At 37.9% G+C, this 19,356-nt stretch carries 17 protein-coding genes; 15 read left to right on the forward strand and 2 right to left on the reverse strand.

Going from position 1 to position 19,356, the window contains the following annotated elements; translation table 11 throughout:
- Positions 1-201 precede the first annotated feature (201 nt).
- The 14 genes from JNUCC52_RS17000 to JNUCC52_RS17065 all read left to right on the forward strand — a co-directional run bounded on the left by JNUCC52_RS17000 (position 202) and on the right by JNUCC52_RS17065 (position 15,596).
- On the forward strand, positions 202-1,215 hold the full coding sequence (locus tag JNUCC52_RS17000) for an ABC transporter ATP-binding protein (RefSeq protein WP_173479561.1): 1,014 nt from the start codon (positions 202-204) through the stop codon (positions 1,213-1,215).
- Positions 1,190-2,170, forward strand: coding sequence for an ABC transporter ATP-binding protein (locus tag JNUCC52_RS17005; protein ID WP_337980397.1), 981 nt, complete (start codon positions 1,190-1,192; stop codon positions 2,168-2,170). Before JNUCC52_RS17000 ends, JNUCC52_RS17005 begins: the two co-directional genes overlap by 26 nt.
- Before the next feature lie 31 nt (positions 2,171-2,201).
- Complete coding sequence (locus JNUCC52_RS17010; RefSeq protein WP_173479559.1) at positions 2,202-3,818, forward strand: ABC transporter substrate-binding protein; 1,617 nt, start codon at positions 2,202-2,204, stop codon at positions 3,816-3,818.
- Positions 3,819-4,066: 248 nt separating this feature from the next.
- Positions 4,067-5,071 carry an ABC transporter permease gene (locus JNUCC52_RS17015; RefSeq protein ID WP_173479558.1) on the forward strand — a complete coding sequence of 335 codons (1,005 nt, stop codon included), beginning with the start codon at positions 4,067-4,069 and terminating at the stop codon, positions 5,069-5,071.
- A 15-nt stretch (positions 5,072-5,086) separates the two neighbouring features.
- Positions 5,087-5,980, forward strand: coding sequence for a nickel transporter permease (nikC, locus tag JNUCC52_RS17020; RefSeq protein WP_173479557.1), 894 nt, complete (start codon positions 5,087-5,089; stop codon positions 5,978-5,980).
- A gap of 449 nt (positions 5,981-6,429) precedes the next feature.
- On the forward strand, positions 6,430-7,044 hold the full coding sequence (locus JNUCC52_RS17025; RefSeq protein WP_173479556.1) for a TerD family protein: 615 nt from the start codon (positions 6,430-6,432) through the stop codon (positions 7,042-7,044).
- A 24-nt stretch (positions 7,045-7,068) separates the two neighbouring features.
- The gene (locus tag JNUCC52_RS17030) at positions 7,069-7,650 is read left to right on the forward strand and encodes a TerD family protein (RefSeq protein WP_139859557.1); all 582 of its coding nucleotides are present in this window, start codon (positions 7,069-7,071) and stop codon (positions 7,648-7,650) included.
- 37 nt (positions 7,651-7,687) lie between these two features.
- Positions 7,688-8,263 (forward strand): TerD family protein, encoded by a 576-nt coding sequence (locus JNUCC52_RS17035; RefSeq protein ID WP_139859559.1) that lies wholly within the window; start codon positions 7,688-7,690, stop codon positions 8,261-8,263.
- 150 nt (positions 8,264-8,413) lie between these two features.
- Positions 8,414-9,628 (forward strand): HpcH/HpaI aldolase/citrate lyase family protein, encoded by a 1,215-nt coding sequence (locus tag JNUCC52_RS17040; RefSeq protein ID WP_337980398.1) that lies wholly within the window; start codon positions 8,414-8,416, stop codon positions 9,626-9,628.
- Entirely contained in the window at positions 9,585-10,946 is a 1,362-nt protein-coding gene (locus JNUCC52_RS17045; protein ID WP_337980399.1) for a phosphoribosyltransferase family protein, read from the forward strand. The genes JNUCC52_RS17040 and JNUCC52_RS17045 overlap by 44 nt, the downstream gene beginning before the upstream one ends.
- A complete protein-coding gene (locus JNUCC52_RS17050) occupies positions 10,946-12,046 on the forward strand; it encodes a cysteine protease StiP family protein (protein ID WP_337980400.1) in 1,101 nt (366 codons plus the stop codon). Before JNUCC52_RS17045 ends, JNUCC52_RS17050 begins: the two co-directional genes overlap by 1 nt.
- A 12-nt stretch (positions 12,047-12,058) precedes the next feature.
- A complete protein-coding gene (locus JNUCC52_RS17055) occupies positions 12,059-12,877 on the forward strand; it encodes an HAD family hydrolase (protein WP_337980401.1) in 819 nt (272 codons plus the stop codon).
- A gap of 20 nt (positions 12,878-12,897) precedes the next feature.
- Entirely contained in the window at positions 12,898-14,529 is a 1,632-nt protein-coding gene (locus tag JNUCC52_RS17060) for a YceG family protein (RefSeq protein ID WP_337980402.1), read from the forward strand.
- A gap of 26 nt (positions 14,530-14,555) precedes the next feature.
- Positions 14,556-15,596, forward strand: coding sequence for a toxic anion resistance protein (locus JNUCC52_RS17065; RefSeq protein WP_173479554.1), 1,041 nt, complete (start codon positions 14,556-14,558; stop codon positions 15,594-15,596).
- A 130-nt stretch (positions 15,597-15,726) separates the two neighbouring features.
- Here the strand turns inward: JNUCC52_RS17065 and JNUCC52_RS17070 are convergent, their stop codons facing one another.
- The gene (locus tag JNUCC52_RS17070; protein ID WP_139860018.1) at positions 15,727-16,815 is read right to left on the reverse strand and encodes an FUSC family protein; all 1,089 of its coding nucleotides are present in this window, start codon (positions 16,813-16,815) and stop codon (positions 15,727-15,729) included.
- A gap of 508 nt (positions 16,816-17,323) precedes the next feature.
- Here JNUCC52_RS17070 and JNUCC52_RS17075 point away from each other — a divergent pair.
- Entirely contained in the window at positions 17,324-17,821 is a 498-nt protein-coding gene (locus tag JNUCC52_RS17075) for a phosphoribosylanthranilate isomerase (RefSeq protein WP_337980403.1), read from the forward strand.
- 188 nt (positions 17,822-18,009) lie between these two features.
- On the opposite strand, the gene JNUCC52_RS17080 is transcribed toward JNUCC52_RS17075, so the two are convergent.
- Positions 18,010-19,296, reverse strand: coding sequence for a glutamate-1-semialdehyde 2,1-aminomutase (locus JNUCC52_RS17080; RefSeq protein WP_337980404.1), 1,287 nt, complete (start codon positions 19,294-19,296; stop codon positions 18,010-18,012).
- Positions 19,297-19,356 lie beyond the last annotated feature (60 nt).

Consider the following 19,356-nt stretch of genomic DNA (forward strand, 5'->3'; position numbering starts at 1 on the left):
AAAATATCGTAAAATTACGAATTTTTTATATAGAAGGCGGAAAATGTAGAAAATATATGCTATTGGTAGAAAAATAATGATTGAAAGAGAGGAGGAATTTAGTTAGAATTATCTGAAAATAGAGAATTTATTGATAGTTAGTATATAATAAACTATAAATTTGTAAAATTAAAAAATATTGGTAGGATGGGGCGGTTGAACATGCGAAAAAAGCTGTTAGAGATTAAAGGTTTACAAACAACCTTTTTCACAGATGATGGACAGATTCCTGCCGTTGACGATATTGATTTTTCGGTCCATGAAGGGGAAATTTTAGGGATTGTTGGAGAATCAGGCAGTGGTAAAAGTGTGACATCTTTGTCCATTATGGGCTTAATACCATCGCCACCTGGAAAAATCACAGGTGGACAAGTACTGTTAGATGGCAAAAATTTAGCGAAATTAACTGATAAGCAAATGCAAAAAATTCGTGGGAAAGATGTGGCGATGATCTTTCAAGAGCCGATGACTTCCTTAAACCCTTTATTTACTATAGGGGAGCAATTGAAAGAGGCTATTTTAATTCACAATCCTAAGTGGTCTAAAAAGAAAGCTTTTGCACGAGCGATAGAAATTATGAAACTAGTAGGGTTACCTCGTGCGGAGGAGTTATTAAAGGATTATCCACATCAATTGTCAGGTGGGATGCGCCAACGTGTCATGATTGCCATGGCGCTTGTCTGTGACCCGAAGGTACTGATTGCCGACGAACCGACAACAGCGCTAGATGTGACAATTCAAGCGCAAATTTTGCAACTAATGAAAGATTTGAACAAGCGGATGAATACGGCTGTTTTATTAATTACCCATGATTTAGGTGTCGTAGCAGAAACTTGCGAACGCGTTATCGTTATGTACGCTGGACAAATTGTTGAAGAAGCGTCCATACAAGAAATTTTTAAAACGCCAAAGCATCCTTATACACAAGGGCTTATTAAATCAGTACCAGATATGCGTTATAAAAAAGACAGTCTTTATTCGATACCTGGTAGTGTGCCAAAGCCAGGCACGATTAAAGACGGCTGTCGATTTGCAGCACGCTGTGAATTTGCGATGGAGCGTTGCTTACAGGAAACACCACCTTTATATGAAGCGACAGCGCAACATAAGGCAAGGTGCTTTTTATTGGAAGAACAGGAGGTGGTTCAATATGTCGAAAGTGTTGTTGAAGGTTGATGGTTTAAAAAAGTATTTTCCTATTCGGAAAGGTTTCTTTAATTCACAGGTTGGTGATGTAAAAGCTGTAGACGATGTTTCCTTTGAAGTATTTGAAGGCGAAACATTAGGTATCGTAGGTGAATCGGGATGTGGCAAGTCAACGACAGGTCGCCTATTAATGCGCTTGCTTGAGCCGACAGCAGGTAACATTGAATTTGGAGGCAAAATGATATCCACATTGTCCAACAATGAAATGCGGAAAGCGCGAAGAGATATCCAAATGATTTTCCAAGATCCTTATGCTTCGTTAAATCCACGCCATACGATTGGCAAGATTTTAGAGGAACCGCTCATTGTACATGGTATGGGCAATTCCAAAGAACGAAAAAAGAAAGTCATTGAGCTTCTTGAAATCGTTGGATTAAATGAATATCACGCAAAACGTTATCCACATCAATTTAGTGGAGGTCAAAGACAGCGTATAGGCATTGCTCGTGCGCTAATGACCAATCCTCGTCTTATTATTGCGGACGAGCCTGTTTCAGCACTGGATGTATCGATTCAAGCTCAAGTTTTAAATCTAATGCAAACATTGCAGAGGGAATTAAAGCTTACTTATATTTTTATCTCACATGACTTAGGGGTTGTTCGGCATATTAGTAATCGTGTCGGAGTTATGTATTTAGGCAAGTTAGTCGAGTTAACAGATAGTGAGAATTTATATGCAGAGCCGCTCCACCCATATACGCAGGCATTATTATCTTCAGTTCCTGTGCCTGATCCAACTTTTGAACGTGAGCAGCTTATTATATCTGGGGATATTCCGAGTGCATCTAATCCGCCAAGCGGCTGTGCATTCCATACAAGATGTCCATTTAAGAAAGAGCAATGCTCAAGCGTTGTTCCGAAACTGCAAGAAGTGAAACAGGGTCATTATGTTGCTTGTCATCTTTATGATGCACTTCAACATTAAATGATATAAAAAAGTTTTAGGGGGAAATTAAATGAAGAAAAAGAAGCTTTGGTCATTAGGCGTCATGCTAATCCTTGTTCTCTCGACAATCTTAGCTGCGTGTAGTGGTGGCTCTGATGGCAAGGATACAGGTTCAAAAGATACGTCTACTGGCGGTGATTCAGCTAACGGCAGTGAAAAAACATTAGTATATGGTCGAGGTGGGGATTCCACTGCACTTGACCCTGCAACAGTAACAGAAGGTGAATCTTTTAAAGTTACAGTGAATATCTATGAAACACTGATTAACTTTGGAGATGAAGATGTTACATTGCATCCAGGTTTAGCAAAATCTTGGGAAGCTTCAGAAGATGGACTAACTTACACATTCCAACTTGAAGAAGGTGTAAAGTTCCACGATGGTTCTGATTTTAACGCAGAAGCAGTTGTGAAAAATTTCGAGCGCTGGAAAGCTGGCGCTGATAAGTTCCCGTACTTCATGTCCCAATTCACAATGGGCGGTGAGCAAGTAATTGAATCAATTACAGCAGAAGGCGATTCAACGGTTGTATTCAAACTGAAGCAGCCACAAGCACCATTCTTGAAAAACTTAGCAATGTCACCATTTGCAATTGCTTCTCCAAGTGCATTTGAAGCAAATGACGATGCGCTTATCGATAAGCCAGTAGGAACAGGTCCATTCAAATTTGTAAGTTGGACACGTAATGATTCTATTACAATTGAGAAAAATCCTGACTATCGTGTTGCAGGATTCCCGAAATTAGATAAAGTAATTTTCCGTTCGATTCCTGATAACTCTGCTCGCTTAAATGCACTAAATAACGGCGAGGTAGATGTTGTCGATGGATTAAGTCCATCTGATAAAGGGTCAATCGAATCAAATGGTGATTTACAATTAATCGAACGTCCTTCTATGAACGTTGGTTACCTTGGTTTAACAGTAACACGCCCACCATTTGATAATGTAAAAGTGCGTCAAGCAGTAAACTATGCAATTGATAAGCAAGCGTTAGTTGATGCTTTCTATGAAGGATTAGCTCAGCCTGCGAAAAACCCGATGCCACCAGTTATTGCTGGCTACAACGATGATATTACAGGTTACGCATATGATCCTGAAAAAGCAAAAGCATTATTAAAAGAAGCAGGCTATGACGGTAAAGAAATTGAATTATGGGCAATGCCAGTACCACGTCCATATATGCCAGATGGACAAAAAATTGCAGAAGCTATTCAAAAGAATTTAGCTGATGTAGGCATTCCATCTAAAATTGTTTCATTCGAATGGGCTACGTATTTAGAAAAAGCTCAAAATGGTGAAGCGGATGCGTTCTTACTTGGTTGGACAGGTGATAACGGCGATGCAGACAACTTCCTTTACACATTATTAGACGCTGATAATATCGGCTCAAATAACTACACGTTCTATGACAACCAAGAGTTACACAAATTATTTGTTGCTGCACAAACAGAAGTAAATGAAGACAAACGTATTGAACTTTACAAACAAGCGCAAGCAATCATTTCTGAGGATGCTCCATGGGTTCCACTTGCACACTCAATTCCTATTTTAGCTGCAAGTACAAAAGTTTCAAATTACCATGCACATCCAACTGGCTCTGACCGTTTAGAAGCAGTAGATATGAATTAGACAATAGAGAAATGAAAATTGTCGCTTACTCATAGTGACGTAACAAGATTTTTACAGCTTTGGACTTTGTCTAGCGTTGTAAAAACGGGTTGTGACTATGTTGGTCGCAACCCGTTTTTCTGTATGAAAGACAAACTATCTAAACGGCTATCGTTTGTTGAAGGCTGTCCCTTTCTACAGTATGTGTATAGACTTCAATGCTTTTCATAGCAAAAGTATAATTAGAAAATTACAGAGAGGTGAAAAAGATGCTTCACTATATGGGAAGGCGTTTATTTCAATTAATCCCAGTTTTGCTTGGAATGACTTTTATCGTCTTTATGTTAATTCGTTTAATTCCTGGTAACCCCGCGCAAGTGATTTTAGGTCAGCAGGCGACGAAAGAGGCGGTTGAGGCATTAAACGCAAGTTTAGGATTAGACAAGCCATGGTACACACAATATTTTGGCTATTTAGGTGGTATTTTTCAGGGCGATTTAGGTGTTTCATTGCGTACAAAGTTACCTGTGTCACAAGAGATATTTCCTTATTTAGCGGCAACAGCAGAATTAGCCTTATTTGCAATGATTATTGCAATTGTTGTTGGAGTCAATGCAGGTATTATTTCAGCTTGGTTCCAAAATTCATGGTTTGATTATGTAGCGATGGTCATTGCTTTAATTGGGGTATCTGTGCCAGTCTTTTGGCTAGGTTTAATGGAACAATGGGCGTTTAGTATAAACCTTGGATGGTTCCCAACATCGGGACGTGATAATGTCCGTGACCCTATAACCGCCATTACGCATTTTTATTTGCTCGATACACTTCTTCAAGGGAGATTTGATCAGTTTACGGAAGTGTTAAAACGTTTAGTATTACCAGGGGTGGCACTTGCTACAATTCCAATGGCGATTATCGCAAGAATTACTCGCTCTTCCATGCTGGAGGTTATGCGCTCCGATTATGTTCGTACAGCTAGAGCAAAAGGACAAAAAATGTTTATTGTTGTTTATAAACACGCACTGAAAAATGCAGTTATTCCAGTGTTAACAGTAATTGGGTTACAAACAGGGTTACTGCTTGGTGGTGCCATTTTAACAGAAACCATCTTCAGTTGGCCAGGTATTGGTCGTTATATTTACGATGCCATTGGCTTCCGTGATTATCCAGTTATCCAATCAGGTATTTTAATCGTTGCGTTTATTTTCATTATGATTAATTTAATTGTCGATCTACTTTATACAGTGATAGATCCACGCATTAAATATAAATAGGAGGGAGATGCGATAATGACTGGTGCGATAGATATAAAAAAAGAAGCAGTAGCAAGTCGAGAGCGTGCGGCAGGTCCTTGGAGAGAAGGCTGGCGTAGCTTTAAAAAAAGTAAAATCTCCCTAGTTGGTGCTGGGATTGTAGTATTTTTTATACTTCTTGCTGTATTTGGTCCGTACATTGCACCACAAGGAATTAATGAACAGGATTTATCAAAGCGCTTATTGGCACCTTCAAGTGCGCATTGGTTTGGAACAGATGACTTTGGGCGGGATATTTTTTCTCGGATTATTCATGGTGCACGTATATCGTTAAGGATCGGATTTTTTGCCGTTATTCTTTCGGTAATTGTCGGAAGTACACTTGGAATTCTTGCAGGTTATTATGGAAAATGGATTGATACAATTATCTCTCGAATCTTTGATATTATGTTGGCGTTTCCTAGTATTTTATTAGCAATTGCTGTAGTGGCTGTACTTGGGCCGTCATTACAAAATGCTTTAATTGCGATTGCCATTATTAACGTACCAAACTTTGGGCGGTTAATTCGATCGAAAGTGTTAAGTGTAAAAGAAGAGGAATATATCGTAGCAGCAAAAGCCATAGGGATGCGAGATTCGCGTATTTTATTTTCTCATATTTTACCTAACTCTATGACGCCGATAATTGTACAGGGAACATTAGCAATTGCAACAGCGATTATTGAAGCTGCTGCACTAGGTTTCTTAGGATTAGGGGCACAGGCGCCAGCACCCGAATGGGGAAAAATGCTTGCGGATGCTCGAATCTACTTATTAAAAGCGCCATGGACAATGATTTTCCCAGGGTTGGCGATTATGTTAACCGTACTCGGCTTTAACTTAATGGGTGATGGTTTGCGAGATGCGCTTGATCCAAAAATGAAAAACTAATATTAAAATAGCCTTCTACTGAAAAGTTAGAAGGTTTTTTAATTGTTAAGATGAATAAATATCGTAAATAAAAATTTACAATTTCATCCTGGAGCCATTATTTGAATTTTATGTAATATTATTTTAGACTTAATTTATGCTGACATACATACTTTATTGACGTAACTACTGCTCTTTAATGGAGGGTTACAAGAAGCGTAAACCTAAAGTATTTAAAAGTTTATGCTGTAACACTGTAACAAGCCGTGTTGATTAGGAAAATATGTATGGATTAATCGTTATGCTATAAACTTTCTATAAAAATCTATGATTTATAGCAAAGGGCTATCACTTAGCGGAAAACCCCTTTACTATTAGTTTTATAATTGGATAAAATTAGTTAATAAACATATTAGATATTGTTAGTATTTTTTCAGCAGAGGTACATTCAATTAAGGAGGGCATTAAAAATGGGAATTAATTTACAAAAGGGACAGCGTGTAGATTTAACAAAAGGGAATGCTGGTTTAAATAAAATTAAAGTTGGCTTAGGGTGGGACCCTGTAAGCCAAGCAAAAAGTGGTGGCTTTTTAGGCGGCTTATTTTCTAGTGGTAAAACAGCAGGTAGAGATGTTGACTGTGATTCCTCAGTTTTAATGTTGCAAGATGATCGTATCGTTGCAGGAGATGATGTAGTTTACTTCGGCAAATTAGCAAGTAAATGTGGATCTGTTATCCATTCTGGTGATAACTTAACAGGAGACGGCGCTGGTGATGACGAAGTAATTACTGTTGAGCTAGGAGCAGTGCCTGCTCAATATAATAAATTAGTATTTGTCGTGAACATTTATGATGCAGCTGGACGTAAGCAACACTTCGGTATGATTCAAAATGCGTATATTCGCGTGTACGATGACAAGACAGGCAATGAACTAATTCGTTATAATTTATCTGATGATTACTCGAATTTAACAACACTAGTGTGTGGTGAAATTTATCGTCACGGTAACGAATGGAAATTTGCTGCTATTGGTAACGGTACAAATGATGTAAAACTTGGTGATGTAGTTCGAAGATATCAATAATTATAAATTTGAGGAGGAATACAAATGGGTATTTCATTACAAAAAGGTCAAAAGGTAGATTTAACAAAAACAAACCCAGGTTTATCGAATGTAATTGTAGGTTTAGGTTGGGATACAAACAAATATGATGGTGGACATGATTTTGATTTAGATTCCTCCATTTTTTTACTTGCGGATACAGGTAAAGTAGCAGATCAAAATGACTTCATCTTCTACAACAATACTATTGGTGGTAATGGCTCTGTTGAACACTCTGGCGATAACTTAACAGGAGTTGGCGAAGGGGATGACGAAATCGTTAAAGTTTCGTTAAAAGAAATACCTGCACATGTTCAACGCTTAGCTTTCACTGTTACAATCCATGACGCAGAAGCACGTAGCCAAAACTTTGGTATGGTGTCTAACGCATTTATTCGCATTATAAATGCTGCTACAAATGAAGAAATCATTCGCTATGATTTAGGTGAAGACTTTAGTATTGAAACGGCTGTAGTGGTAGGCGAACTATACCGTCACAATGGAGAATGGAAATTTAACGCGATTGGTGCTGGATACCAAGGCGGTTTAGCTGCACTTTGTAATGATTATGGCTTAAGCGTAAACTAACGGTTTAACTTTACACGAGAAAGGGAGTTTTTTTCTAATGGGTATTCAGTTAAGTAAAGGACAACGCATTGATTTAATGAAACAGGATCCAGGCTTAAATAATGTTGGGATTGGTTTAGGCTGGGATGTTAAACAATTCGATGGAGGAAGTGACTTTGACTTAGATGCATCTGTATTTTTATTGGATGCATCAGGAAAATGCCGGAATGAACAAGACTTTATTTTCTACAATAATCTAACAAGTCCTGATAAATCTGTCCAGCATATGGGTGATAACCGTACTGGTTTAGGTGACGGAGACGATGAAAAAATTCTTGTAAACTTAAAGCAAGTATCCCCTCAAATTGAAAAGATTGTTATAACAGTGACAATTTATGATGCTGAAGGTCGCCGTCAAAATTTCGGACAAGTTCTTAATGCATATGTTCGTTTAACGAACGAAGAATCTGGTTCAGAAGTTCTTCGCTATGATTTAGCAGAAGACTTCAGTATTGAAACTGCGGTCGTATTTTGTGAGCTATATCGACATAATGGCGAATGGAAATTTGCCGCTGTTGGCTCTGGCTATCAAGGTGGGCTCGCTTCGTTAATCAATGCTTATGGTCTAGAGTAATAAAAGGAAGATGGATATCAATAGTGGCCACTAGTAGGCATTAATTTATATCATGATGAACTTAACGGAAGGCACTGTATTAGTCTGTATAAACAGGTTGATGCAGTGCCTTTTTTACAAAGATCATTCTTTGATGAGGGAGAGAATTGGATGCAATATTTTGCAACAGAAGCGGAGACGATTTTTTATCAACGACCACGCACATTTACAAAACTAGATTCACCTGATATTTTATCGTATGCATTAGGTGCAACGTTATATATGCCTGCATCTAAGCCTAACATTATTGACATGGTACAATCACAAAAATATCAAGATTTAAAATCGTTTGTCATAGATTTAGAGGATGCAGTTGGGGATGCAGAGTTAGCGAGCTGTGAGCAAAAAATAATTGAAGATATAAGTGCTCTCTACACACTTTATGTCCATAACGAAATTTTACTTGAAGATTTGCCACTACTATTTATTCGTGTGCGAAGCGTTGAGCAATTTAGACTGTTGACTTCCGTATTAGGAAAGCGACAGGAAGTGCTTACGGGTTACGTATTTCCTAAGTTTACAGCTATCCAAGGAGCTGCCTACTTTGAATTGCTGGAGCAAACAATTGAACAGCATCAGCTAACATTGTATGGGATGCCTATTTTAGAAAGCCGAGATATTTTATACAAAGAGTCTCGAATGGAAGCTTTATTTGCAATTAAAGATGTGTTGCATCGATACAGAAAACGTGTACTTAATGTACGAATCGGTGCTACTGACTTTTGCGGGATTTATGGAATTCGTCGCCGAGTAGACTCAACAATTTATGATATAGCCGTTATTCGAGACTGCATTGCAGATATCGTCAATGTACTTGGTCGTGAGGATGAGGACTTTGTTATTTCTGGACCAGTATGGGAATATTTCAGCAATGAACGGGTATTGAAACCAACGCTAAGAGCAACACCTTTCAGTGAAAAGGGAGCTTTATATGCACGTAAGGCATTACTTGATGATTATTTGGATGGCTTGATGAAGGAAGTAATTTTAGATAGACAAAATGGCATTTTAGGTAAAACAATTATACATCCCAGTCACATTCGTATTGTCCATGCACTGTATGTTGTCTCTTATGAAGAATTTGTAGATGCCACTAGTATTATTGATAATGAAGGGCAAAAGGGTGTTTTAAAAAGCCAGTATGCCAATAAAATGAATGAAATGAAGCCACATATAAGATGGGCACAGAAAGTTTTACGCCAAGCACATATATATGGTGTATACAATGAATCTGCAGATTTTGCCTCTCTATTATTGAATGCAAGTGTAGGAGGAAATACGGATGACGAAACGCAACAACAAGTTGAACATTATTCAAGATTATAATATTGATATCAAGATTACCCACAACCTTTATAATTTTGCTATGACGGATTTATTCAAAATGGCGACACGTATTAATAAAAAGAGACAATTTTTATTTGTTAGTACTGTCCTTGGCAAACATTTAGCAGTTCGACCACAAGTGCCAATTCTTACTGGTACACTTTTAGCAATGATGTATCATGAAAAACTGGTTGGTCGTGAATCTTTATTAGTACAGCCAGTTGTACAGGCAATACAAAAGCAGCAAAACATGCAAGAGGTTTTACAGCAAGTAGAGGAGCAAAGACTGGAGCTATCGGAGGAAGTTTTATTTATCGGCTTTGCTGAAACAGCAACAGCTCTTGGGCATGCAGTTTTTAATGCTTTTAAGTCCAATGCAACGTATGTCCATACAACGCGAGAACTACTGCCAGAACTCGAGCCATTTGTCACTTTCGAAGAAGAACATTCACATGCGACGAGTCATCGCGTGTACTGTGAGCAACCTGAAAAATTACTTCAGGCAAAACAGATTGTGCTCATTGACGATGAAATAACAACGGGAAATACAGTGGTCAACATTATTGAAACACTACGCCAAAAATTCCCTACTGTTGAGCGTTATTCCGTTTTATCGATTTTAGATTGGCGTTCTCCACAGCAACAAGCAATGTTTGCGGAGCTAGAAGTTAAGTGGGGGGTAACGATTGATTTTGTATCGATAATGAGTGGTCAATTTATTTGTGAGGGTACACCACTATTAACAAATCATCAGGTACAAATTACATCGCAAGCAACAACTGAAATGAAGTTGCTTTCGGCGAATGAAACAGGTGCACAGAAACATTACTATTCTATCGCTGAAAACGGTGTGATAAATAAGGCTCCGTATATATTAGCAACAGGTCGTTTAATGCTAACGACTGAGCAACATGTGGTACATAAAAAGATGTATCAAACGATCGCAAACCAGTTACGTGCCCTTCGTACAGGGGGACCAGCACTTGTTATTGGTACAGGGGAGTTTATGTATGTGCCTATGCAAATAGCAAGTTGTTTAGGAGAGGATGTTTATTTCCAAGCGACGACACGTAGCCCAATTTATTGTGCAAATAATCCATCCTATACAATAACAGAAAAAATTGCTTTCGAAAGTCCAGAAAATAATGGTGTAGAAAATTACTTATATAATTTAAATAGCCATTCTTATTCAGAACTTTTTTTAGTTGTAGAACGTATAGCCAATAAAGAGGTAGTAGCACGTGCAGTACATGCATTAAAATCTGTTAGTAACGCAAATATATATGTGATTTGTATGCATGAATGGGGGACTGAATAATGCCTGAGATGAAGCAACCAGATAAAATGGGAAGCTATTCTGCAGAAGATGTTGTTTTTTTACTACGAGATATTAGTACCATTCACTTAGAAATAGCTAATGAACAGCGTGAACGACTTATTCAATCGGGTACCCACTATTCAGAAATGTTGCCAGTAGAGTATCTTCCTTCTGAAGCGTATATGAAGCTGTTTTATCTAACATTAGATGATTATGCACAACGTATTGCGCTTGCGGTTGGATTAGTAGCACAACAAATTGTAGAGCGTAGAGGCTTAGATAATTTAGTGCTTGTTAGTTTAGCGAGAGCAGGAACACCTATTGGCATTTTAATTAAACGTTATATAAAAATGCATTATAACGTGAGCGTTCCGCACTATACGATGTCGATTCTCCGAGGTCGGGGTATTGATGACTACGCTATACGATACATATATTCTCAGCACCCACTTGCACAAATACAATTTATTGATGGATGGACAGGGAAAGGCGCGATTACGAGAGAATTACAACAAGCTTGTGAAAGCTATAATGAGCAAAATAATGAACAATTGGATGCGACATTAGCGGTGCTTGCTGACCCAGGCCATTGTGCTGCAATCTATGGTACACGTGCTGATTTTTTAATACCATCGGCATGTTTAAATTCAACTGTGTCAGGCTTAGTTAGCCGCACAGTATGGAATGCACAGTTCATGGATGTAAATGACTTTCACGGAGCGAAATTTTATAAAGAACTTCAGCATGCGGATGTTTCCAATTTGTATATTGATCGTATTAGCGCCTATTTTTTACAAGTTGAGAAAGATGTAGAGCAACAGCTTCGAGCACGAATACCTTCTACTATTACATGGAAAGGGTTGGAATCGGTTATTGCAATTCAACAACATTATGGCATAACAAATAGTAACTTTGTGAAGCCAGGAGTTGGAGAAACAACACGGGTATTACTTCGCAGAGTCCCATGGAAAATATTAATTAACCCTACCTATGTGCATGAATTAGCACACATTTTACTTTTAGCAAAGGAAAAGAATGTTGAAATTGAGGAATATCCACAAATGTCCTATGCATGCTGTGGCTTAATAAAAGAAGTGTAGAGGAGGGAAGACATGCTACTATTTACATCTGATTTAGATCGTACGCTTATTTACTCTCAGCGCATGATGGATAAGTATCCACCCAATACAGCCCCAATTACGGTTGAGCGAAAAAATGGGGAAGGACTTAGTATGATGACAGAAGATACAATGTCATTATTGCAACAGGTTCACCAACAAACATTATTCGTACCTGTTACAACACGTGCATTACATCAATATGAACGAATACATGCAATAAAAGAGTTGTGTCCTACTTTTGCAATTACGAGTAATGGGGGTACAATAATAGAACAAGGACGCCCTAATGTGGAATGGGCCAAAATTTTACGCAAACGAATTGAAGATTCTTCCATTCCACAAGCAGATTTAGAACGCCAATTTAATAACATAAAATCACAATGTTGGCTTCAACAATCGTTCTATGTTGATGAGTTATTTTATGTACATTATGTGGATTGTCATATTTTGCAGCATGACGATGTGCAGGCTATGATTCAAGACTTTGCGGTACATGGTTGGCATGTACTCTTGCAAGGACGAAAATTGTACTTTATGCCAAAGGTGCTTACAAAAGAAGCCGCAATTTCGTATTTGAAGGAGCATTGTACATATACTATGCACTTGGCAGCGGGTGATTCCATAATGGATTATGGAATGCTCGCTTTGGCAGATAAAGGCTACACGCCATCGCACGGTGACTTAAAAGACAAACAACCACAAATACTAAAGAACACCCTATATTCGGCACATAGTGGTGAAGCATTTACAAAACATTTATTGGAAGATGTTTTACAATTGGCTGCCATGCAACCAATTGTGGAAGTATGATGTAAGGAGGTGATGCTTGTATGCAAACGGTCACAATTGAATCAGTATTAGAAAGAGATTCTTATGATTGGCTACAAGCCTTCCAAGAAGCAGCTAATGTGCGAGCAGTTTACGAGGTGACAGAACAACACGTTCGTTTTAGCCGTATTGCTGTACGTATATTAGGTGTCCCGCTAGAAGAAGATGAATATTTTAATTCTTTATATACAATGTCACAAAATCCAAATATCCATATTTTAAGCGAAGAATTAAATAAACATATTGAGCAAAAAGATTTTCAGGCATTGCAAACGATTATAGAGCAACATCAGCAATCCCCTAAAGGCTTGTCGATTAATCGACTAATTGCCATGATGTATGGTCACCAACTTATTCCTAAGCATGATGATCCTTCGATGAATCGTCATTTGCAGCTCGTGACGATGCGAGTAGTGGAGCGCTTCAGAGATCAGCAATCACTTGGATTACTAGCGAATGACTTTCGACGCTTTTTAATTGATATGGTGAAGTGGTTAAAAAACCATTGGATTCAGTGGACAAAAGCGATGAAGCCGACAGATGATTTCCCGAAGGTCATTTGGTATGGTGAAACAACAATTAGTCAGCGCTATTTCCTCCTATTATTAATGGAGCTTGGTTGCGATGTGTTAATCTTCCATCCAGCAGCGATTGATGAATTTGCTACAGTGGATTCAACAGATGCATTTTCTGTTACGCACTCCTATGTAAGTCAAACAACGCTACAGCCATTCCCTGATAAATTACGAGATCGTCAAGCAACAGTGGGCTATAGCTCTAGCCAACATTTTGAACAATTAATGCATGACCAGCATTCGGGTGTTTATCGACCATGGCAATTTAAAGACCATTTGCCGCGTTCACTAACACTACGTATGACATATTATGATATTTTTATTTATGAAAATGAAAAGGCGATGGTTCGTCCGAAATTTGAGGTGCTTAAAGATGAAGTCATCATTCCAGTAATTTTCGCAAAAGTTAGTGGCGTATCTAGTAACCGTGAAGAATATTGGGGAAATATGCATCGATTGCTTGCAAGCCCACAAGCGGTATTTGTGCAGGCGTTTCCATATGCGAAAACGAGTAGAGCTAATTTTCATTTTCATTATCAGCATTGTTTAGTGAATGGTGAACTATCTACAGAGCGGATTATGCAAAGTGATTGGTGGCAATATGAGGATTTGACATTGGAGCTACAATCAGCAATTGCTCATACAATGAAAACGTCCTGTGAGCAGCCTATGCTTAAACTGCAGCCAAATGAATCACAGTATGATTTGCAATTATTTATATTTAAGCAAATGACGATGATTCCAAAGGACATATTGCGCTTATTACAAAGTTTTGATTATGCTCAGGAAGTGCCAAAGCTAGTGCTCTATCAAGCACCGCAGCAGCCAGTATTATCTCGTGAAGATATTGCTTTATTAGCGTTTTTAAATCGTTTTGGTGTAGATATTATTTTTTACAATCCAACAGGTAAGCTTGATTTAGAAAAACATTTGCTAGAGGATACGTTTGATGGACATCGTTTAGAGCATATGGTGTTTGACTTACAATTTGAAGAGCCAAAGCAACAAAAGTCAAAGCCTGATAAAATGATTAAAAAATTATTTAACCGTTTCTTCTGACGGCTAGGAAAGGAAGGAGGAACATAATGTCAAGTAGAGCGATTGTACTTGAACGATTAACAGCTGAAACAGCAGAACAAACAAAACAACAGCTAAGTCATAGTCCAGAAGTACAGCATATTGCAAACCAAATCAATATAAAAAACAAGCTTGAATTGACGGAGCTCGGTAAGGAGCCAGCAGTTAAACTTTCACGTTTTTCAGACCAAATTTTAAGAACGATTGCCCATTCAAAAGTAAATGAATCCAACGAATTATTAAAGCAGCTCGAAGCCCTAATGTCTAAGTTTGATAAAAAGGAAGTCATTGAACAACAAGGCTTTTTAGGGAGATTGTTTAAACGTGCGCCGAAAAATAAGGAAGATTTATATGCTAAATATAATGTTCTTGGAAGAGATATTGAAAAAGTACATTATCAATTTGTCCTAATGGAAGAAGCATTGGCAAATGATAATCGAATGCTAGCTCGTCTTTATAACGAAAATTTGACTTATTATATGGAGCTTGAAAAATATATCGTTGCCGCTGAGATGAAACTAGATGAGATAAAGTCAACATTAATTCCAATGTATGAAAGACAAAGTGAAGCGGGCAATCAAATTGCAAAAATGGAGCTTACAACATTACAAGCAATTGCCGAAACATGTGCCCAAAAAATTGATGAGCTTGAGAAATCCAGAATGGTAGCGATTTTAGGGGCAACCCAAATGGATATGCTACGCAATGGCAATAGCGAGTTAATGGAGCAAATCAATGGAGCGTTTGTCACCACAATTCCTGTTTTTAAAATGGGGATTATGAATGCGGTGAATGAAAAGCGCCAACAGCTACAACAGGAATCTGCTGCTGCTTTTGAAAAGCGTATGAAGCAATTTGGTGAAAACAATAGTCATGCTGTTTTACAAAGTGTGGAATATGCTCAGCAAAGTGAGTCGACAATGACGCTCGAAGAAATGTGGGAAACGATTGTTACTGGTATTACAAGTTATCGTCAGTTACGTGCGGAACAAGCAACGAAGCGTCAACAAATAGAGCAGCAACTAATGGCTTTAAATAATGAAGCTTAAAAAAGCTGACACCATATTAAGGTGTCAGCTTTTTTAATAATTGTGTGAGTGCCTGGCACGCTAAGCGCCGCTAGTTGCAGCTTACATTAGGTGCGTTCCCACAGTTCAAAATTGTGTGAGTGCCTGGCACCTAAATAAACTCTTCTTCGATTTCCAAGTTGATTTCTTGGCCGTGATAGCTTTGATATGACACGATTAAAGTATCTAAGTGCTCTAAGTTTTCCTCGTAATCTAAAATCCGCGACAAAATATATAAAAGGTGATAGCTCGAAAATTCTGTATCGCCTTCTTGGTGTGCATATGTCACTTGATGGATAAAGATTTCCATTAACTGATTGCGTTGAATGTAGTCGATATGTGTGCTCCATTCGGAATGCTCAGGCTTTAATTTCCCTGTATATTTTAGCAACAGCTGCTCATGGTAGGTAAGCAGGAAGTCTAGACGCTCTTGAATCATTAAATGGAATTGTGTCGGTAAATGCGCTAATTCGTTTTCATGTTTATGCAGACGATGTAACAATTCTAGACTCTTTTTTGAAGTCGTAATCATTTGACGGTAAACCACTAATTTTCTTGCTTTAATGTATTTTTTGTTTTTAAAGTAATTTCGTTCTTCCTTGAAAAACTCATAGAGTGTATCGACTCTAAGCATACGTTCTCTAAATTTGTTTAAAGCAGTTTTAGTAGAAGTATGCTCAGACGCTTGACGAACAGCTAATCTCGTCCAGCGAATAATATCATCCTGTAAAAAGTAAATTTTACGGAAAAGCTTTACTTCGTATTTTGGTGGTAAAAACACAAGATTTACAACAAATGCTGCTAAAACCCCAACTAAAATTGTAAGAAAGCGAAATAAACTAAATGTAAGAAAGTCATCACCTTGAATCTCCATAATAGCGACAACGGAAACAAGTGCTAGAGAAAGTGATTTTTCAAGCTTGAATTTTAACATCAATCCTATTGCGATAATGACAGCAATACCTACAGCCACGACGTGATGGCCGAAAAGTAAACCGAAGATTACGGCAATGGAAGCTCCGATAATATTTGCTTGTACTTGTTCAACGATCGTTTGATAAGAGCGATAAATAGATGGCTGAATCGCAAAGATTGCTGCAATTCCAGCAAAAACTGGAGTTGGTAATTGCAGGAGCTCTGCAATAAATAGTGCAAAGACAATAGCTACGCCAGTTTTAAATACACGGGCACCTAATTTCATAATAAAATCGATGTCCTTTCTGTCTAATATTTTTAACTTGGCTCCTCTTTTAAAAGTGAGATTTAATCAAGTTAAAGGTCTCTGCGCAAGTCACAGAATTTAAAAGTAGCTTTTTTAAGAAAGCTCACAAAAATCTGGATACCATTATGCTAAGTCGTAATGAATGCTTCTTTACATTATAGAAGGAAGTTCTTAGAAAATACATAGATTTGTATATCATAATATAAAAAAGTTGACTTCTATTAATCATGCACAACATTGTTTAATCTACAAGCATAAAGGGAACAGCCAAAATGTCAACCCTCCCTTTAATATTAAACAAATTTTCGTGAATTGAAACCAAATAATCGTGTTGAAAGTGTACAACGAACATACATAAAGCTGTCGACAAAGACATTAGCATAAAGATTAATTGTTGCAAACAGTAGTCACTATTTAACGAAAATAATCTTTTTGAAGGTACTAGATGGCATATGTGAAATTTTGGAGATGAAAATTGGAGGGTTAAATGAATAATCAAAAATTTGATGAGTTTATTAAAATAGCTAAAAAACTAAATGATATTAAAATTATTCCATTGTTAATGGGTTCGGTTGGCTTAGAAGTAGTTACAGGGGAAAATTGGAAAGCTCAAGATTTAGATATTCATGTACCTGGAGATAAAAGAGGGTGGGAAGTTCCCCCTGAAATATCCATACATAACTGGATTGATATTGTGCAAATCATGGAATCAATGGAATATAGCTTAATTGATTTGCATGAACATGAATTCACTAAAGAGGGGCTATCAGTTCAGTTCGGTATTATTGACACTTTACCAAATTTCGCAGGAGTACAATTAGATGATTTAGAAATGCAGCAAAAGGAAGAGGTCAAATATTACTTATTAAATCCTGAGCAATATTTATATGTTTACAAGGCCTCATCTAAGGATAGTTATAGAGCAGACAAAAATAATAATAAAGATTTTATAAAAATAGATTTCTTAAAAAACATGGGATGCTAATTTAATTGTCCTAATAAGTGCTTTAATTGAAGAGATAACAAAATTGGCGTAGCAGTAAATTTGATTGCTGATGTACAAAAAGGATAGATGTAAGCAGGTATCCACCCGTTTCATCTATCCTTTCTTTTTTAGCTATATGTTGTTGGACATTATAACTATACTTTCATTATAACGTCCTTTGTAGTTTCTTAAAGTTGAGAAAATGCATAGTCGACAGCTTCGATTGTTTCACGAATATCTGCTTCTGTATGCTCAGTTGTTAAAAACCATGCTTCATATTTAGATGGTGCGAGGTTAATGCCTTGTCCAAGCATTAGTTTAAAGAATCGACCGAAAATTTCTCCGTCAGAATTTTCGGCTTGCGCATAGTTTTCTACTTTCACATCTGTAAAGTAAATCGTTAGTGCACCTTTTAGACGATTTAAAGTAATCGTTACGCCATGCTTTTTGGCAGCAGTTAAAATACCTTCTTCTAAAATCGCACCAAGTCGATCCATTTCATCGTAAACACCTGGAGTGGCTAATACTTCTAAGCAAGCTATACCCGCTTGCATCGATGCAGGGTTTCCAGCCATTGTCCCTGCTTGATATGCTGGTCCAAGTGGAGCAACTGTATCCATAATTTCTTTACGACCACCGTAAGCGCCGATTGGTAAACCACCGCCAATAACTTTTCCTAGTGCAGTAAGGTCTGGCGTTAAACCGAGTAGTATCTGTGCACCACCGTAATGGAATCGGAATGCCGTAATCACTTCATCATAAATTGTCAGTGCACCTTTTTCTTTCGCTGTTGCATGCACTAATTCTAAAAATCCAGGGTTCGGTTCAACAATACCGAAGTTGCCTACGATTGGTTCAATTAAAATCGCAGCGATTTGGTCACCCCATGTTTCCATCGCTTCTGTAAATGCTTGGGGATTGTTAAATGGTACCGTAATGACTTCTTCTGCTGTTGCAGTTGTTACACCTGCTGAATCTGGTGTGCCTAATGTAGCTGGACCAGAGCCAGCCGCTACTAATACTAAGTCAAAGTGTCCGTGGTAGCAGCCAGCAAACTTCATAATTTTTGTACGGCCAGTATAGGCACGAGCAACACGGATAGTTGTCATCACTGCTTCTGTACCTGAATTGTTAAAGCGTACTTTATCCATTGAAGGGATGGCTTCTTTTAGCATTTTAGCAAAAGTGACCTCATATTCAGTTGGCGTACCAAATAATGTACCGTTTTCAGCGGCATTAGAAATCGCCTTTGCAATATGTGGATGGCCATGACCTGTAACAAGTGGACCGTATGCAGCTAAATAATCAATGTAACGGTTGCCGTCAACATCCCAAAAATAAGCGCCTTTTCCTCGAGCCATTGCAACGGGCGAGCCCCCACCGACTGCTTTATATGAACGAGAAGGGCTGTTCACACCACCAACGATATGTAAAAGCGCTTCTGCGTGTACTGCTTCAGATTTTGAGTGATTCATAACTATGCCTCCTAAGTAATTATACTTAACCTATTGTAGACCTATCAGTGTAAGAAATCC

The organism is Lysinibacillus sp. JNUCC-52, from assembly GCF_015999545.1.
In the GTDB taxonomy this organism is placed as follows: Bacteria; Bacillota; Bacilli; order Bacillales_A; family Planococcaceae; genus Lysinibacillus.

Coding starts and splice junctions, on each gene's coding strand:
- JNUCC52_RS17065 (WP_173479554.1), top strand. CDS start 14,556: ATGTCAAGTAGAGCGATTGTACTTGAACGATTAACAGCTGAAACAGCA.
- JNUCC52_RS17050 (WP_337980400.1), top strand. CDS start 10,946: ATGCCTGAGATGAAGCAACCAGATAAAATGGGAAGCTATTCTGCAGAA.
- JNUCC52_RS17000 (WP_173479561.1), top strand. CDS start 202: ATGCGAAAAAAGCTGTTAGAGATTAAAGGTTTACAAACAACCTTTTTC.
- JNUCC52_RS17075 (WP_337980403.1), top strand. CDS start 17,324: ATGAATAATCAAAAATTTGATGAGTTTATTAAAATAGCTAAAAAACTA.
- JNUCC52_RS17045 (WP_337980399.1), top strand. CDS start 9,585: ATGACGAAACGCAACAACAAGTTGAACATTATTCAAGATTATAATATT.
- JNUCC52_RS17025 (WP_173479556.1), top strand. CDS start 6,430: ATGGGAATTAATTTACAAAAGGGACAGCGTGTAGATTTAACAAAAGGG.
- JNUCC52_RS17080 (WP_337980404.1), bottom strand. CDS start 19,296: ATGAATCACTCAAAATCTGAAGCAGTACACGCAGAAGCGCTTTTACAT.
- JNUCC52_RS17070 (WP_139860018.1), bottom strand. CDS start 16,815: ATGAAATTAGGTGCCCGTGTATTTAAAACTGGCGTAGCTATTGTCTTT.
- JNUCC52_RS17030 (WP_139859557.1), top strand. CDS start 7,069: ATGGGTATTTCATTACAAAAAGGTCAAAAGGTAGATTTAACAAAAACA.
- JNUCC52_RS17055 (WP_337980401.1), top strand. CDS start 12,059: ATGCTACTATTTACATCTGATTTAGATCGTACGCTTATTTACTCTCAG.
- JNUCC52_RS17035 (WP_139859559.1), top strand. CDS start 7,688: ATGGGTATTCAGTTAAGTAAAGGACAACGCATTGATTTAATGAAACAG.
- JNUCC52_RS17015 (WP_173479558.1), top strand. CDS start 4,067: ATGCTTCACTATATGGGAAGGCGTTTATTTCAATTAATCCCAGTTTTG.
- JNUCC52_RS17010 (WP_173479559.1), top strand. CDS start 2,202: ATGAAGAAAAAGAAGCTTTGGTCATTAGGCGTCATGCTAATCCTTGTT.
- JNUCC52_RS17005 (WP_337980397.1), top strand. CDS start 1,190: ATGTCGAAAGTGTTGTTGAAGGTTGATGGTTTAAAAAAGTATTTTCCT.
- JNUCC52_RS17060 (WP_337980402.1), top strand. CDS start 12,898: ATGCAAACGGTCACAATTGAATCAGTATTAGAAAGAGATTCTTATGAT.
- JNUCC52_RS17040 (WP_337980398.1), top strand. CDS start 8,414: ATGCAATATTTTGCAACAGAAGCGGAGACGATTTTTTATCAACGACCA.
- nikC (WP_173479557.1), top strand. CDS start 5,087: ATGACTGGTGCGATAGATATAAAAAAAGAAGCAGTAGCAAGTCGAGAG.